Here is a 15619-nt window from a genome sequence, read left to right as displayed (position 1 = left end):
CCTGACCCCATGCCGAACTCAGAAGTGAAACGCCGTAGCGCCGATGGTAGTGTGGGGTCTCCCCATGCGAGAGTAGGGAACTGCCAGGCATCAAACAAGTGAAGAGGCCATCCTGACGGATGGCCTTTTTGCATTTTTACGCTGTGAACCCACACCCTGCGATGCCGGATGCCGGATGCCGGTTTTCAGCAGCCCTCTGTGCGTGGCGGAAAAGCAGCCTGCCTCCGGAGCCAGTGCACAAAAGACGTGACTGCCTGTCCGGAACAAAGCCCCATGTGAAACAGGCATTGAGTCCCAAAAAACTAACCCACTTGGCTCATCCAGCGCAAAATAAACGTTACTATCTGCTCAATATCATTCAGGTTTAGTACCGGCACACCCTGCCTCAGAGGAATATCACTGGCAATGGCGATAACATGCTTGTCCAGCGTTAACTCCGCTAAATCATGACCGCAGTCATGCCGCCAGAGCAGGATCTTAGGCACTGCCTCGTGTTTAAAACCCTCGACTAATACCAGATCCAGTTTTGTTGCATCCATTCTGCTAACCAGATATGCCAAATCCAGCTCGGCTTCATCTGGGGTTTCTGTCATTAACGCCCATCGTTGTGAACTGGCAACCAACGTTTGCGCCGCACCTGCTTTACGTAATTCATAGCTGTCTTTACCGGGCTTATCGACGTCCATATCGTGATGAGTATGTTTGATTAAGCCCGGACGAATACCTTGTTCGCAGAGAGCTGGAATCAACTTTTTAAGCAGCGTCGTTTTGCCGGTTCCGCTCCAGGCAGCAATAGCAAGTAGTGGGATCATGTTCTCTCCTGCCAGTGCGCGAGATCATCAGGGGTGTTCACATTAGCGAATGCGGATTTCACATCACTACAATCCACCGAATGTCCTCCGGCTTGTCGCATAAATACCATCACTCGACGTTCGCCGCTGGCGAGATAATTCTGCAAAAATGGTAAAACGCTGCGGTGAACCAGAGCAATGGCCGGGTGATCTCGTTCACCATCATTAGCCCACACTGCCGGCGCATTATGCTGCCGGTTCTTTTGTAACCGAGCCATAAGATCCGTTGGTATACGCGGCGTATCGCACGGGCAAAACAGAAACCACTCCCCATCGCTTTGCTGCATAACGGAGAGAATTCCCGCCAGCGGGCCGGGAAAATCATCCAGCGTATCTGTGAGGACGGGTAAGCCACTGGCGCGATAGATTTCAAGGTTTCGATTGGCGCTGATAACTAAGCTGGATACCTGTGGCGCCAGCCGTTCCGCAACATGTTGCCACAGCGGTTTGCCATTTAATTCCTGCAGCCCTTTATCTTTTCCACCCATCCGCGAGGCTTTTCCTCCTGCCAGCACCACCCCTGTTACTGCACTACTGTCCGCCACCCTTATCGCCTCTTTTATTGTGGGTTTTACCCTGCTAACGTGTCTGTACCCAGAGTAAGGAGCACGATTATGAAATGTAAACGCCTGAATGAAGTTATCGAACTTCTCCAGCCCGCATGGCAAAAAGAGCCAGAGCTTAATTTAGTGCAATTTTTGCAGAAACTGGCGCAAGAGTCAGGTTATCAAGGCGACCTGATGGATTTAAGTGATGACATCCTGATCTATCACCTGAAAATGCGCGACTCCTCGAAAGATGCGGTGATCCCCGGCATTCAGAAGGATTATGAAGAGGATTTTAAAACCGCGCTGTTGCGCGCGCGCGGCGTGATTAAAGAGTAAAAGCTTGTAAGCGGCGCAACCGAATACGCTATGAAATGATATCCTGAATTATTAGTCGTATTTTCGGATCCCAGAATGACCTGCAACGCCTTTACTTTTCAGACATTACACCCGGATACCATTATGGATGCGCTGTTTGAGCAGGGGATCCGGGTGGATTCCGGGCTTACCCCGCTTAACAGCTATGAAAACCGCGTTTATCAGTTTCAGGATGAAGATCGCAAACGCTATGTGGTGAAGTTTTACCGCCCGGCGCGTTGGTCTGCAGAACAAATTCTTGAAGAGCATGAATTTGCTTTAGATTTGCAGCGTGATGACGTGCCAGTTGCGGCGCCGCTCGCTTTCAACAATCAAACCTTACTCACGCATCAGGACTTCTTTTTCGCCGTTTTCCCAAGCGTTGGCGGCCGTCAGTTTGAAGCCGACAACCTGGAGCAAATGGAGTGGGTGGGCCGCTACCTTGGCCGTATGCATCAAACCGGCAGTAAAAAGCGTTTTATAAGTCGTCCGGAAATAGGCGTTAAAGAATATCTGATTGAGCCACGCCAACTTTTTGAAACATCAACGCTCGTTCCTTCTGCTTTAAAAGATGAATTTTTGCGTGCAGCCGATAAGCTTATCGATGCTGTAATGGCGCAATGGCATAACCGTTTTAATCTTCTGCGTCTGCATGGTGATTGCCATGCAGGGAATATTCTCTGGCGAGACGGGCCAATGTTCGTTGATTTAGACGATGCCCGTAATGGCCCCGCCGTACAGGATCTCTGGATGTTGCTACACGGCGATAAAGCCGAGCAGCGTATGCAACTGGAGATAATTGTCGAGGCCTACGAAGAATTCAGTGAATTCAACATGGCTGAGCTGGGGTTAATGGAGCCGCTACGCGCCATGCGCCTGGTTTACTATCTGGCATGGCTGATTCGTCGTTGGGACGATCCAGCATTTCCCAAAAATTTTCCGTGGCTGAGTAGTGAAGATCACTGGCGCAGGCAAATATTGATTTTTCTTGAACAGGTGAAAGTTCTTCAAGAACCACCTTTAGCATTAACACCAATGTATTAAATGGAGAGAGTTGACCATGAAGAAGATTTGGCTGGCGCTGGCAGGAATGATTCTGGCTTTTAGCGCCTCAGCAGCACAACCTACAGACGGCAAGCAATTTATTACGCTTGATAAGCCAGTGGCGGGAGAGCCGCAGGTGCTTGAGTTCTTCTCGTTTTATTGCCCGCATTGCTACGACTTTGAGCAGGTCTGGCATGTTGCTGACGCGGTGAAGAAGAAGCTGCCAGAAGGGACAAAAATGACCAAATACCACGTGGAATTTTTAGGCCCACTGGGAAAAGAGATGACGCAGGCGTGGGCTGTGGCCATGGCACTTGGTGTGGAAGATAAAATCACCTCTCCACTGTTTGAAGCCGTGCAGAAAACGCAAACCGTGAAGTCTGTTGCTGATATTCGCGATGTCTTCATCAGCGCGGGCGTGAAAGGCGAAGAGTATGATGCTGCGTGGAACAGCTTCGTGGTGAAATCGCTGGTTGCTCAGCAAGAAAAAGCGGCTGCGGATTTACAACTGCAGGGCGTTCCTGCCATGTTTGTTAACGGGAAATACCAAGTTAACCTGCAGGGTATGGACGGGAGCAGCCTGGACGCCTTCGTTCAGGACTACGCAAATACTGTGAAATATCTGGTTGAGAAGAAGTAAAAATAACGCCGGTCACTGACCGGCGTTTTTGTATTCTGCTTTGATAGTATCAATCAGTTCGTCTTTTCCAAGCCACAGTTTATTCAGCCACTGCTGGAAACTCCGTTTAAAATTCTTATCGTTAACGTAGTCCCCATGTAGCGCTTCATCCACCGGCAATAAATTGACTCGCACGACAATACGCGTCAGCTTACCGCTGAGCATATCAAAGAATGGCGTCCGGTCGTTTTCCGGATAACAGAGCGTAACATCAAGCAATTTATCGAACTGTTTACCCAATACATTTAGCGCCATGGCAACACCTGCTGCTTTTGGCGACAGCAGGTTTTTGAAAGAAGAGCGTGTCTGTTGGCGTTTTTCTTCCGTAAAGCGTGAGCCTTCAACAAAGTTCACAATAGTGGTTGGGTGAAAGCGAAATTTCTCGCATGAACGACGCGTAGTTTCGACATCTTTACCCCGACGTTCAGGGTGGCGAATCAGATAACTTCTGGAGTAACGACGCATAAAAGGCATATCCAGCGCCCAGCAGGCTAGGCCAATAAAAGGTACCCACGCCAGTTGCTGTTTAAGGAAATATTTGTTCATGGGAATATGTTTACGAAACAGTACACATAACACCACAATATCTGCCCAACTATGATGATTGCAGATCAGCAAATACCAGTTCTTCTTATCCAGGCCTTCCAGCCCTTCAACATCCCATTTTAAATAAGGGTTGAGATGCAATAACCAGGAAAGCCCTTCACACCAGCAATACATCATAAAATTGCAGAAAGCGGAGATCGCGCGCCATACCACGGGAACTGGAATTAACAGCTTGAGCATTCCGGCGATAATAATGGGCACGGAGCAAAAAATGGTAACCAATATGGTGAGCAGGACACTCAAAAATAGAGTGGCTACCGCAAGGAATCTCGACATAGTTATATTATTCAGAAAGTTAGCTGCTAAAAGCACACTAAAACAAGCGCAAGGCGCAGATCTTAACAGAAAACGGTTATCAGGAATGCTTAAACCTTGCTGGTAATACCTGAGGAATTATTGGCAATAAATCAAATCAAAATTACTTATATCCACACAGCGTAAATTGTCAGCAAATAGCAATAACGATCATTTTTTATATTATAACTCATTGAATATAAATAATTTGTATAATCCTGCGATCGGCGAAATGGCACAAAAGTCCAGCCTGACAAAAACTATTCACAAACTTATCCACAGGATGTTTATGCGAGCGATCCCGACGATCGCGAAATCTTTTCGGCATTTTCCGCGAAAAACTCATGTTTTCTCCCTGTCTGTGGCATCCTTTAACCATAATTTGATAAACAGGCATGGACATCATGGTTCAGATCCCAGAAAACCCACTTATCCTTGTTGACGGCTCGTCTTACCTTTATCGCGCGTATCATGCGTTTCCGCCGCTGACCAACAGCGCCGGTGAGCCTACTGGCGCTATGTACGGCGTGCTCAACATGCTGCGCAGCCTGATTTTGCAATACCAGCCGACACATGCTGCGGTGGTGTTTGATGCGAAAGGCAAAACCTTCCGTGATGAACTGTTTGAGCATTACAAATCACATCGCCCGCCAATGCCGGACGATTTGCGTGCGCAAATTGAGCCGCTGCACACCATGGTAAAAGCGATGGGATTGCCGTTACTGGCGGTCTCCGGCGTTGAAGCGGATGATGTCATCGGCACGCTGGCGCGTGAAGCCGAAAAAGCGGGGCGGCCCGTGCTGATAAGCACAGGTGATAAAGATATGGCGCAGCTGGTGACGCCAAATATTACGCTTATCAATACCATGACCAACACGATCCTTGGCCCGGATGAAGTGGTGACAAAATATGGTGTCCCGCCGGAGTTAATTATCGATTTCCTCGCTCTGATGGGGGACTCCTCAGATAACATTCCGGGTGTGCCAGGTGTTGGCGAGAAAACTGCGCAGGCTCTGCTACAAGGGCTGGGCGGCCTGGACACGCTCTATGCCGAATCGGATAAAATCGCCGGGCTCACCTTCCGCGGTGCCAAAACCATGGCGGCGAAGCTTGAGCAGAACAAAGAGGTGGCTTACCTCTCTTACCAACTGGCCACGATCAAAACGGATGTTGAACTGGATCTGACCTGCGAACAACTGGAAGTTCAGCAGCCTGCGGCGCAGGAGCTCCTTGAGCTGTTTAAGAAATATGAATTCAAACGCTGGAGCGCAGATGTAGAAGCGGGCAAGTGGCTCCAGGCGAAAGGCGGTAAACCGGCGGCGAAACCGCAGGAAACCATTGAGATTGAGGCAGAAGCTGATATTCCCGCAGCCGCGCTGTCAGCGGAAAATTACGTCACCATTCTCGATGAAGAGACGTTGCAAATATGGATTGGCAAACTGAAAAGCGCACCGCTCTTTGCTTTCGATACGGAAACCGACAGCCTGGACAATATCAGCGCCAACCTGGTTGGCCTCTCCTTTGCGACCGAACCGGGTATCGCGGCTTATGTGCCGGTTGCGCATGATTATCTTGATGCTCCGGATCAAATTCCGCGCGAACGCGTGCTGCAATTGCTGAAACCGCTACTGGAAGATGAAAATGTCCGTAAAGTGGGGCAGAACCTTAAATACGATCGCGGCGTGCTGGAAAATTACGGCATTGAACTGCGCGGTATTGCCTTCGATACCATGCTGGAATCCTACACGCTGGACAGCGTCGCTGGCCGTCATGATATGGACAGTCTCTCCGAGCGCTGGCTGAAGCACAAAACGATCACCTTTGAAGAGATCGCTGGTAAAGGTAAAAACCAACTGACCTTTAATCAGATCGATCTCGAGCAGGCCGGGCGTTATGCGGCGGAAGATGCCGATGTCACGCTGCAACTGCATCTGAAGATGTGGCCGGAGCTGCAAAATAATGCCGGGCCGCTGAACGTCTTCCAGAACATTGAAATGCCGCTGGTGCCGGTAATTTCTCGTATCGAGCGTAACGGCGTCAATATCGATCCCGCCGTGTTACACAAGCACTCCGAAGAGTTGACGCTGCGCCTGGCAGAGCTTGAGAAAAAGGCGCACGAAATTGCGGGTGAGCCGTTTAACCTCTCGTCAACCAAGCAGTTGCAAACCATTCTGTTTGAGAAGCAGGGCATTAAGCCGTTGAAGAAAACGCCTGGTGGCGCGCCGTCGACGTCGGAAGAGGTGCTCGAAGAGCTTGCGCTGGATTACCCACTGCCAAAAGTCATTCTCGAACATCGTGGACTGGCGAAGCTGAAATCGACCTATACCGATAAGCTACCGCTGATGATCAACCCGAAAACCGGGCGCGTGCATACCTCGTATCATCAGGCTGTGACGGCAACGGGCCGTTTATCTTCGACCGATCCGAACCTGCAAAATATTCCGGTACGTAATGAAGAAGGCCGCCGTATTCGCCAGGCCTTTATCGCGCCGAAAGATTACGTCATTGTCTCGGCGGACTACTCGCAAATCGAGCTGCGTATTATGGCGCACCTGTCACGCGACAAAGGCCTGCTGTCTGCATTTGCCGAAGGTAAAGACATTCACCGCGCAACAGCGGCAGAAGTGTTTGGTTTGCCACTGGAAAGTGTCAGTAACGAGCAGCGCCGCAGCGCGAAAGCGATCAACTTTGGGCTGATTTACGGCATGAGCGCCTTTGGCTTATCGCGCCAGCTCAATATCCCGCGTAAAGAGTCGCAGAAGTACATGGATCTCTACTTCGAGCGTTATCCTGGCGTGCTGGAATATATGGAGCGTACCCGCGCACAGGCGAAAGAGCGTGGCTATGTTGAAACACTGGACGGGCGTCGTCTTTACTTGCCGGACATCAAATCCAGCAATGGAGCCAGACGAGCCGGTGCGGAACGTGCGGCGATCAATGCCCCAATGCAAGGCACGGCTGCTGACATTATTAAACGCGCCATGATCGCTGTAGATAGCTGGCTGCAAAGCGAGAAACCGCGCGTGCGGTTGATCATGCAGGTACACGATGAATTGGTGTTTGAAGTGCACAAAGATGATGTTGAGGCCGTGTCGAAAAAGATCCATGAACTGATGGAGAGCAGCACTAAACTGGATGTGCCGTTGCTGGTGGAAGTCGGGAGCGGTCAAAACTGGGATCAAGCGCACTAAGTATTCGGTGGGTAAAGAGCTTTTTCTGTAAGTAAGCAACAAATCACCGTGAGTTTTGTGACAATCATTAGAATTCCCTATGTAAAAATTGAAAAGAAATTACAAAAAGTGCTTTGTCCGGATCTAAAAAGGGAGTAGAGTTATTCGCGTAGGGTACAGAGGTAAGATGTTCTATCTTTCAGACCTTTTACTTCACGTAATCGGATTTGGCTGAATATTTAGCCGCCCCAGTCAGAAATGACTGGGGCGTTTTTTATTGTGCGAAAGAAAGAAAAAAGCGCGGCGAATGCCACGCTTGATAGGAAGGTTACTCGCCCGTTTCTTCTTCCACTGGCGGCAGGTTATTGAACCAGCCATCCAGTTTCTCACGTAGTTTATCCACGCCCTGTTTTTTCAGCGACGAGAAGGTTTCAACCTGTACTTCGCCGTTAAAAGCAAGCACAGCTTCACGTACCATATTCAGCTGCGCTTTCCGCGCACCGCTGGCCAGTTTATCTGCCTTGGTCAGCAGCACCAGCACTTGCAGATTGCTCTCGACTGCCCACAGGATCATCTGCTGATCAAGATCTTTCAGCGGATGGCGAATATCCATCAGCACTACCAGGCCTTGCAGGCACTGGCGTTTTTCGAGGTATTCACCCAGCGCGCGTTGCCATTTGAGTTTCATCTCTTCCGGCACTTCCGCGTAACCGTAACCCGGCAAATCGACAAGACGTTTGCCTTCTGCGACTTCAAACAAGTTGATCAGCTGCGTACGGCCGGGCGTTTTCGAGGTTCGCGCCAGGTTTTTCTGGTTAGTCAGGGTATTAAGTGCGCTCGATTTACCTGCGTTGGAGCGGCCAGCAAAAGCCACTTCAATGCCGGTATCAGCGGGTAAGTGGCGAATATCAGGCGCACTGGTGACAAAATGCGTCTGTTGGTAATTCCAGTTAGTCAAAATGGTCGTCTCCATCGTCAAAGCATGCGGCGATTATACCTGAACCCACGCAAAAGGCTGTTTTTCTCGCCAGAAACTCTGCTGTGAGCCATTACCGCGCGCTATGTAAGATATTTGCCCTTTTCGTTATACGAACTTTCGGAGAAGTTGCAGGTTAAAAAATGGCTAAAAGTTATCTAATCAAAGAGTTATGTATATAGAATTTTCTTAAACTGCGGGTTACAGGGTTTTTCCTGCTTGTCAGTTTAGCTCAGAAGGGTAAAGTAACCCACCAAGGCCGGATGCTGCTTGTGGAAGGATAACTCACGGAATGAGGGGTCAGGAGCGCCAGGAGGCGAAGACCGGAGACAAACGTCAGAAGACGTTGAACAAGGAAAAGGAACCGTAACAGGGAACGTTCTACGCTAACGGATAAACAGGGCAAGTTGATAGCGAACACGGAATGTAAAACCCATTACGGGTGAAGGGTCAAGAAAAAAGGCGACAGTTTGCACTGTCGCCTTTTTTCTTTGCTTACTTTCTGCTAGATTCCGCCGCAATTCTATACTGATGAAAAACGACTTAAGACCACTAATATGAAAAAACCGTCCACCAATCCGCGCGGTAAAGTGCGCCGTAAAACCCGTGAAGAGTTAAATCAGGAAGGCCGCGATCGTAAGCGTGAGAAAAAGCACCGCGGTAATGCTTCAGGCAGCCGTGCGAACGGTGGCGACGGCGCTTCTGGCTCCGGAAGGGGTAAACAGCAAAAAGATCCGCGTATTGGCAGTAAAAAACCGATCCCGCTGGGTGTCACCGACACGCCGGTCAACAAGCAGCACAAACCTAAGAGCGAGAAACCTATGCTTTCACCGCAGGCTGAGCTGGAAATGCTGGAAACGGATGAGCGCCTGGACGCGCTACTGGAACGTCTGGAAGAGGGTGAAACCCTGAGCGCTGACGATCAAGCGTGGGTCGATGCCAAACTGGACCGCATTGATGAGCTGATGCAGAAACTCGGCCTCTCTTACGATGATAACGAAGAAGAGGAAGAAGAAGGCAAAGAAGATATGATGCGTCTGCTGAAAGGCGGCAACTAATCCTTTTCTATGGGGCTTTCTGTCCTGCTTATAACCCTTCCGGTTATATGTTATCTGGTGTGGTTATTCGTTAAACTACAGCGGTTGTCGCGGCGCAAGCTGTGGCTGCGCAACCGGCTTATGACCCGAAACGAGGTCAGGCCGGGCCGCCGGAACCGCCAGCGGCGTCATCGGAAGGAGTAAACAATGTCTGAGCAAGTCATCGACTGGGACCTGGCCCTGATCCAGAAATATAACTATTCCGGGCCGCGTTACACCTCATATCCTACCGCGCTGGAGTTTTCCGACGCTTACGGCGAAGACGATTTTCGCCAGGCTGTGGTGCGTTATCCTGAGCGACCGCTGTCGCTATATGTGCATATCCCGTTTTGTCACAAGCTGTGCTACTTCTGCGGTTGCAATAAGATTGTCACCCGCCAGCAGCATAAAGCCGATCAGTATCTGGACGCGCTCGAGCAGGAAATTATTCACCGCGCGCCACTATTTTCAGGTCGCCACGTCAGCCAGTTGCACTGGGGCGGGGGAACACCGACTTACCTGAACAAAGCGCAAATCAGCCGCCTGATGAGCCTGCTGCGCGGTCATTTTTCGTTTAATGCTGATGCGGAAATCTCGATCGAAGTTGATCCGCGCGAAATCGAACTGGATGTGCTCGATCATCTGCGCAGCGAGGGCTTTAATCGCCTGAGCATGGGCGTGCAGGATTTCAACAAAGAGGTTCAGCGTCTGGTTAACCGGGAGCAAGATGAAGCCTTTATCTTCGCATTGCTCAATCATGCCCGCGATATTGGTTTTACCTCGACCAATATTGACCTGATTTACGGCCTGCCAAAACAGACGCCGGAAAGCTTCGCTTTTACGTTACAACGCGTGGCGGCGCTTAGCCCGGATCGCCTGAGCGTCTTTAACTACGCCCATTTGCCAACATTATTCGCCGCACAGCGCAAAATCAAAGACGCTGATTTGCCGACGGCGCAGCAGAAGCTCGATATTTTGCAGCAGACCATCGCTTCGCTGACCGGCTCCGGTTATCAGTTTATAGGTATGGATCACTTTGCCCGCCCGGACGACGAGTTGGCTATTGCTCAGCGAGAAGGTGTATTGCATCGTAATTTCCAGGGCTACACCACGCAGGGCGACAGCGATCTGCTGGGGTTGGGCGTTTCTGCCATTAGCATGATCGGCGATAGCTACGCGCAAAACCAAAAAGAGCTGAAACACTATTATCAGCAAGTGGACGAGCGCGGAAATGCGCTGTGGCGCGGTATCGCGTTAACCCGTGACGACTGTATTCGCCGTGATGTGATCAAAGGGTTGATTTGCAACTTCCGCCTTGAGTTCGATGCGGTGGAACGTGCCTGGGATCTCAACTTCCGTGACTATTTTGCCGAGGATTTGCTCCTGCTGGCGCCGCTGGTGGTGGACGGGCTGGTGGCAATGAACGAGCAGGGATTGCAAGTCACAGCGAAAGGGCGTTTGCTGATCCGCAATATTTGCATGTGTTTCGATGTTTATCTGCGGCGCAAGGCGCGTTTGCAGCAGTTTTCACGCGTGATTTAACGAGATGGCGCATCAAGCCTACAAAACACGTTCTGTAGGCCTGATAAGCGCAGCATAACGCGAAGATTAGCTAAACAGCCCAACCAGCGCGGCACACAGAACAGCCGCGATGGCTGTTTGCGGTGTGTGGCTTGCCGACGCGCCAGCTTCTACGCCTGCAGTGACCACATTGATTAATGATTCCAGCATGATGACCTCTCCCATGAACGGGCAAGATCATACGTCACTGCCGGTAACAGTAAAGCGCAAAATAACGGCAATTTGCGACCGCGGTTCATTCTTTACACTTCACCCGCACGCTACTCCATTCCCAGTTCTTTCAACTTACGCGTCAGGGTATTACGACCCCATCCGAGCAGCCGCGCCGCTTCCTGTTTGTGGCCCTGCGTGTGACGTAGCGCCGTGGTCAGCAAGGTACGCTCCATTTCCGGTTGCGCTTCTGAAAGCAGGTTTTGATGACCGGAACGTAATGCGCGATCCGCCCATTGCGCCAGCAGCGTTGCCCAACTGTCCGGCAGGCTCTGCGAAGGGCTGTCCGGCACGCTGGTTTCGAACAACTCGCCTGGCAAATCCTGAATCAGCACTTCCTGGCCTGCGGCCATAACCGTTAACCAGCGGCAGGTGTTTTCCAGCTGGCGGACGTTACCCGGCCATGCCAGACGCGTTAACGCGGTTTCGGTTTCCGGGTGCAGTTGTTTCGTTTCCACGCCCAGTTCACGGGCGGCGACTTGCAAAAAGTGGCGTGCTAAACGCGGAATATCTTCCCGGCGTTCACGCAGCGGCGGCAAATGAACGCGGATCACATTCAGGCGGTGAAACAGATCCTCACGGAATTTGCCCTCCTGCACGCGCTGTTCCAGGTTCTGGTGTGTGGCTGCGATAATACGGACATCGACCTTCACTGGCGCATAGCCGCCAACGCGATAAAACTGGCCATCGGCCAGCACGCGCAGCAACCGAGTCTGCACATCCAGCGGCATGTCGCCTATTTCGTCCAGAAACAGTGTCCCGCCATCGGCTTGCTCAAAACGTCCCTGACGAATCGTATTCGCACCGGTAAACGCCCCTTTTTCGTGACCAAACAGTTCCGATTCAATCAAATCCTTCGGAATGGCGGCCATATTGAGGGCGATAAACGGCGCTTTCACACGCGGACTGTGGCGATGCAGCGCATGAGCCACCAGTTCTTTACCGGTCCCCGATTCACCATTAATCAATACGCTGATCGACGAGCGCGACAGGCGACCGATAATGCGAAACACATCCTGCATCGCCGGTGCTTCACCGATGATGTCAGTTGTCGGGCCGCTGGCCTGCACATTGCGCGGCTGCTGCTGTTCCTGATAATGGCTGATAGCGCGCTCAACAAGCGCAACGGCTTCGTCGATATCAAACGGTTTAGGCAGATAATCGAATGCCCCTTGCTGATACGCGCTTACCGCCGCATCAAGATCGGAATGCGCGGTCATAATGATGACCGGGAGCATCGGATGGCGCTGTTTGATCTGTTTCAGTAACGCAAGACCATCCATCCCTGGCATACGAATATCCGAAAGCAGTACATCCGGGGTTTTGGTGGTGAGTGCGTCTAGCACTTCATTGGCACTTTCAAACGTTGTACAACTCAAGCCAGCTCCGGTGAGCGCGCGTTCCAGCACCCAACGGATGGAGCTATCGTCATCAACGATCCAGACTATCCCTCGTTGCATAAACACCTCTACTTCCGAATAGGCAGAAATACCGAGAATTCGGTATGGCCTGGCCAACTGGTAAATTCAATTTTGCCAGAATGTTGATCAATCAAACTGCGTGCGATAGATAACCCCAGCCCGGTACCGCCTTCGCGTCCGCTCACCATCGGATAGAACAACGTATCCTGCAGGTGCGACGGGATACCCGGGCCGTTATCTTCCACATCTATTCTCGCCGCGAGGCGATAACGCACACCGTGCAGCGTTAGCTGGAAGGCCGTACGGGTACGCAGAATAATTTCGCCCCCTTCCGGCCCCAGCGCCTGCAAAGCGTTACGCACAATATTCAGTAAAACCTGTTCGATTTGGTCGGGATCGTGCGCGAGCTCCGGCAAACTTGGATCGTAATCACGGGTTAAGGTGACATTCTCCGGTAGCTCCATCGATACCAGTTTCACTACACGCTCAGCCACTTTGTGAATACTTTCGGTAACGTGCATCCCCGGTTGTTGCGGCCCTAACAGGCGATCAACCAGGTTACGCAAGCGGTCAGCCTGCTCGATAATCACTTTGGTGTATTCCAGTAACGCTGGATCGGGCAGGGCTTTGCTCAGCAACTGCGCCGCACCGCGTAAACCGCCAAGCGGGTTTTTAATTTCATGCGCCAGACCGCGTACCAGATCACGCGCCGCAACTTGTTGCGCATGCTGGAGCTGCTCCTGGCTGAGACGGCGCTGGTTATCCATCGGCGCCATTTCAAGCAGAATCAAACCATCCGGCAGACGCTGCGCCGTCAGCGAAAGAATGTGTGAGCGCCCGTCAATCACGAGGGTCACTTCGTTATCGGTAAACCCCTGTCCGGCATGCAAACTTTCCCGCATCAAATCGATGTTCAGTGAAAAGTAACTCAGCAGTTCGGGGAGCGGTGTGCCGAATAACTTACGAGAGCTTTGCGCCAGCAGTTGCTGTGCCGCAGGGTTGGCGTAATGTACCGCCAGGTCGTCATCAACCAGCAAGATGCTGTTGATCAAAGAATTGAGGATCTGCCCAGCATCGGGCAGCACGCCGCTTGCCATTTAGCAGTCTCCCGGAGGTGTGCACTAATTTAGTGCAGTATAGCGTTTTATTGATAAAAAGCGCGTTAGATCAGGTTGTTGGTGGAGAAAAAAGCCCATCCAGGGATGGGCTAAAAGTTCCACGGCAACTAAAAATCCTCTGGCATCTTTCTCACCGTAGCAGCGTTGGCTGCCCTCATTAGCCCGAATCACTTATAGACTAAGCTCATCGGGACTCATTCGGTTGCCACCTTGCTGCGACAAGATTTCTGCCGAGTCTTAATTATTAAACGCTGTAGTACAGTTCGAACTCTACCGGGTGCGGCGTCATGCGAACGCGGTCGTTCTCTTCCATACGCAGCGCGATGTAAGCATCGATAGCGTCGTCGGTGAACACGCCACCAGCAGTCAGGAACTCGCGGTCAGCATCCAGCGCGTTGAGCGCTTCTTCCAGAGAGCCTGCAACCTGCGGGATCTCTTTCGCTTCTTCAGCCGGCAGGTCATACAGGTTTTTGTCCATCGCTTCGCCCGGATGGATTTTGTTTTTAATGCCATCCAGACCGGCCATCAGCAGCGCTGCGAAGCACAGGTACGGGTTAGCAGCCGGATCCGGGAAGCGAACTTCGATACGACGCGCTTTCGGAGAAGCCACTACCGGAATACGGATAGAAGCAGAACGGTTACGAGCAGAGTAAGCCAGCATTACCGGCGCTTCATAACCCGGGACCAGACGCTTGTAAGAGTTGGTGGTCGGGTTAGACAGGGCGTTGATAGCTTTTGCGTGTTTGATTACGCCGCCAATGTAGTACAGCGCCATTTCAGACAGGCCAGCGTATTTGTCGCCAGAGAACAGGTTCGTGCCGTTCTTGGACAGAGACATGTGGCAGTGCATACCGGAACCGTTATCACCGAACATCGGTTTCGGCATAAAGGTCGCGGTTTTGCCGAAGCGGTGGGCAACGTTGTGCACCACATATTTGTAAATCTGAATTTCGTCCGCTTTTTTGGTCATGGTGTTGAAGCGGGTAGCCACTTCGTTCTGACCAGCCGTTGCCACTTCGTGGTGGTGAGCTTCAACAACCAGGCCCATCTCTTCCATCACCAGACACATGGTGGAACGCAGATCCTGTGATGAATCAACCGGCGGAACCGGGAAGTAACCGCCTTTCACTGCCGGACGGTGACCTTTGTTACCACCTTCGTATTTGGTGGAGGTGTTCCATGCGCCTTCGATATCGTCGATAGCGACGCTGGAACCGGAGATGGAGCTGCCGAAACGTACGTCGTCGAACAGGAAGAATTCCGGTTCTGGCCCAAACAGAACGGTGTCTGCCAGACCGGTGGAGCGCAGGTACTCTTCAGCGCGTTTAGCGATGGAGCGCGGGTCACGATCGTAGCCCTGCATGGTGCCTGGTTCGAGGATATCGCAACGAATGATCAGCGTAGACTCTTCGTAGAACGGGTCAATGACAGCGGTAGTCGCGTCCGGCATCAGCACCATGTCTGATTCGTTGATGCCTTTCCAGCCACCAATCGAAGAACCATCAAACATTTTACCTTCTTCAAAGAAGTCGGCGTTTACCTGATGGGCTGGGATAGTGACGTGCTGTTCTTTACCTTTGGTATCGGTGAAGCGCAGATCGACAAACTTCACTTCGTGCTCATTCAGCATCGTCAAAACGTGTTCAGCGGACATACTTAAACTCTCCCGGATTTGTCATTGTCGTCGTGGT

14 protein-coding genes and 1 rRNA gene are annotated in these 15619 nt (G+C 51.5%); 7 read left to right on the top strand and 8 right to left on the bottom strand.

What is annotated here, in order from left to right; genetic code table 11:
- A 5S ribosomal RNA gene (gene rrf / locus DFO56_RS23075) occupies nucleotides 1–89 on the top strand; the annotation flags it as partial.
- Between the two features lie 213 nt (nucleotides 90–302).
- Here rrf and mobB read toward each other — a convergent pair.
- Together mobB and mobA are read right to left on the bottom strand one after the other, a co-directional pair.
- On the bottom strand, nucleotides 303–812 hold the full coding sequence (mobB, locus tag DFO56_RS23070) for a molybdopterin-guanine dinucleotide biosynthesis protein MobB (protein WP_045512438.1): 510 nt from the start codon (nucleotides 810–812) through the stop codon (nucleotides 303–305).
- Nucleotides 809–1396: a molybdenum cofactor guanylyltransferase MobA gene (mobA, locus tag DFO56_RS23065; protein WP_072051652.1), complete on the bottom strand. Its 588-nt coding sequence runs from the start codon at nucleotides 1394–1396 to the stop codon at nucleotides 809–811. Before mobA ends, mobB begins: the two co-directional genes overlap by 4 nt.
- Nucleotides 1397–1465: 69 nt before the next feature.
- Here mobA and DFO56_RS23060 point away from each other — a divergent pair, with 69 nt between their 5' ends.
- From DFO56_RS23060 to dsbA, 3 genes are all read left to right on the top strand, one after another.
- Nucleotides 1466–1735 carry a YihD family protein gene (locus DFO56_RS23060; protein WP_045512431.1) on the top strand — a complete coding sequence of 90 codons (270 nt, stop codon included), beginning with the start codon at nucleotides 1466–1468 and terminating at the stop codon, nucleotides 1733–1735.
- Between the two features lie 75 nt (nucleotides 1736–1810).
- Nucleotides 1811–2797 carry a serine/threonine protein kinase gene (locus DFO56_RS23055; protein WP_045512429.1) on the top strand — a complete coding sequence of 329 codons (987 nt, stop codon included), beginning with the start codon at nucleotides 1811–1813 and terminating at the stop codon, nucleotides 2795–2797.
- Nucleotides 2798–2813: 16 nt separating this feature from the next.
- Nucleotides 2814–3437, top strand: coding sequence for a thiol:disulfide interchange protein DsbA (gene dsbA / locus DFO56_RS23050; protein ID WP_020455881.1), 624 nt, complete (start codon nucleotides 2814–2816; stop codon nucleotides 3435–3437).
- A gap of 12 nt (nucleotides 3438–3449) precedes the next feature.
- On the opposite strand, the gene DFO56_RS23045 is transcribed toward dsbA, so the two are convergent.
- Nucleotides 3450–4358, bottom strand: coding sequence for an acyltransferase (locus DFO56_RS23045; RefSeq protein WP_045512427.1), 909 nt, complete (start codon nucleotides 4356–4358; stop codon nucleotides 3450–3452).
- Nucleotides 4359–4780: 422 nt separating this feature from the next.
- On the opposite strand from DFO56_RS23045, the gene polA reads away from it, so the two are divergent.
- The gene (polA, locus tag DFO56_RS23035; RefSeq protein ID WP_045512425.1) at nucleotides 4781–7567 is read left to right on the top strand and encodes a DNA polymerase I; all 2787 of its coding nucleotides are present in this window, start codon (nucleotides 4781–4783) and stop codon (nucleotides 7565–7567) included.
- Nucleotides 7568–7874: 307 nt separating this feature from the next.
- On the opposite strand, the gene yihA is transcribed toward polA, so the two are convergent.
- Entirely contained in the window at nucleotides 7875–8504 is a 630-nt protein-coding gene (yihA, locus tag DFO56_RS23030; protein ID WP_044489766.1) for a ribosome biogenesis GTP-binding protein YihA/YsxC, read from the bottom strand.
- A 575-nt stretch (nucleotides 8505–9079) separates the two neighbouring features.
- Between yihA and yihI the strand changes: the two genes are divergently transcribed.
- Together yihI and hemN are read left to right on the top strand one after the other, a co-directional pair.
- On the top strand, nucleotides 9080–9580 hold the full coding sequence (yihI, locus tag DFO56_RS23025) for a Der GTPase-activating protein YihI (protein ID WP_045512423.1): 501 nt from the start codon (nucleotides 9080–9082) through the stop codon (nucleotides 9578–9580).
- 186 nt (nucleotides 9581–9766) lie between these two features.
- A complete protein-coding gene (hemN, locus tag DFO56_RS23020; RefSeq protein WP_045512421.1) occupies nucleotides 9767–11140 on the top strand; it encodes an oxygen-independent coproporphyrinogen III oxidase in 1374 nt (457 codons plus the stop codon).
- Nucleotides 11141–11206: 66 nt separating this feature from the next.
- Here hemN and DFO56_RS24680 read toward each other — a convergent pair whose 3' ends face one another.
- The 4 genes from DFO56_RS24680 to glnA all read right to left on the bottom strand — a co-directional run bounded on the left by DFO56_RS24680 (nucleotide 11207) and on the right by glnA (nucleotide 15582).
- Nucleotides 11207–11329: a YshB family small membrane protein gene (locus DFO56_RS24680; RefSeq protein ID WP_141399381.1), complete on the bottom strand. Its 123-nt coding sequence runs from the start codon at nucleotides 11327–11329 to the stop codon at nucleotides 11207–11209.
- 110 nt (nucleotides 11330–11439) lie between these two features.
- Complete coding sequence (gene glnG, locus DFO56_RS23015) at nucleotides 11440–12849, bottom strand: nitrogen regulation protein NR(I) (protein WP_020455888.1); 1410 nt, start codon at nucleotides 12847–12849, stop codon at nucleotides 11440–11442.
- A gap of 8 nt (nucleotides 12850–12857) precedes the next feature.
- Entirely contained in the window at nucleotides 12858–13907 is a 1050-nt protein-coding gene (gene glnL / locus DFO56_RS23010; RefSeq protein WP_017460101.1) for a nitrogen regulation protein NR(II), read from the bottom strand.
- Between the two features lie 265 nt (nucleotides 13908–14172).
- Nucleotides 14173–15582, bottom strand: a complete 1410-nt coding sequence (gene glnA / locus DFO56_RS23005) for a glutamate--ammonia ligase (RefSeq protein ID WP_020455889.1) — start codon at nucleotides 15580–15582, stop codon at nucleotides 14173–14175.
- Between the last annotated feature and the right edge of the window lie 37 nt (nucleotides 15583–15619).

This window comes from Kosakonia sp. AG348 (assembly GCF_003337365.1).
Classification (GTDB): Bacteria; Pseudomonadota; Gammaproteobacteria; order Enterobacterales; family Enterobacteriaceae; genus Kosakonia.
This window is presented reverse-complemented; position numbering and strand designations above follow the sequence as displayed.

Bases quoted from the DNA above. Each gene is read 5' to 3' on its own strand.
- yihI (WP_045512423.1), top strand. From the start codon at position 9,080: ATGAAAAAACCGTCCACCAATCCGCGCGGTAAAGTGCGCCGTAAAACC.
- DFO56_RS23045 (WP_045512427.1), bottom strand. From the start codon at position 4,358: ATGTCGAGATTCCTTGCGGTAGCCACTCTATTTTTGAGTGTCCTGCTC.
- glnA (WP_020455889.1), bottom strand. From the start codon at position 15,582: ATGTCCGCTGAACACGTTTTGACGATGCTGAATGAGCACGAAGTGAAG.
- mobB (WP_045512438.1), bottom strand. From the start codon at position 812: ATGATCCCACTACTTGCTATTGCTGCCTGGAGCGGAACCGGCAAAACG.
- polA (WP_045512425.1), top strand. From the start codon at position 4,781: ATGGTTCAGATCCCAGAAAACCCACTTATCCTTGTTGACGGCTCGTCT.
- glnG (WP_020455888.1), bottom strand. From the start codon at position 12,849: ATGCAACGAGGGATAGTCTGGATCGTTGATGACGATAGCTCCATCCGT.
- hemN (WP_045512421.1), top strand. From the start codon at position 9,767: ATGTCTGAGCAAGTCATCGACTGGGACCTGGCCCTGATCCAGAAATAT.
- DFO56_RS23060 (WP_045512431.1), top strand. From the start codon at position 1,466: ATGAAATGTAAACGCCTGAATGAAGTTATCGAACTTCTCCAGCCCGCA.
- DFO56_RS23055 (WP_045512429.1), top strand. From the start codon at position 1,811: ATGACCTGCAACGCCTTTACTTTTCAGACATTACACCCGGATACCATT.
- DFO56_RS24680 (WP_141399381.1), bottom strand. From the start codon at position 11,329: ATGCTGGAATCATTAATCAATGTGGTCACTGCAGGCGTAGAAGCTGGC.
- glnL (WP_017460101.1), bottom strand. From the start codon at position 13,907: ATGGCAAGCGGCGTGCTGCCCGATGCTGGGCAGATCCTCAATTCTTTG.
- dsbA (WP_020455881.1), top strand. From the start codon at position 2,814: ATGAAGAAGATTTGGCTGGCGCTGGCAGGAATGATTCTGGCTTTTAGC.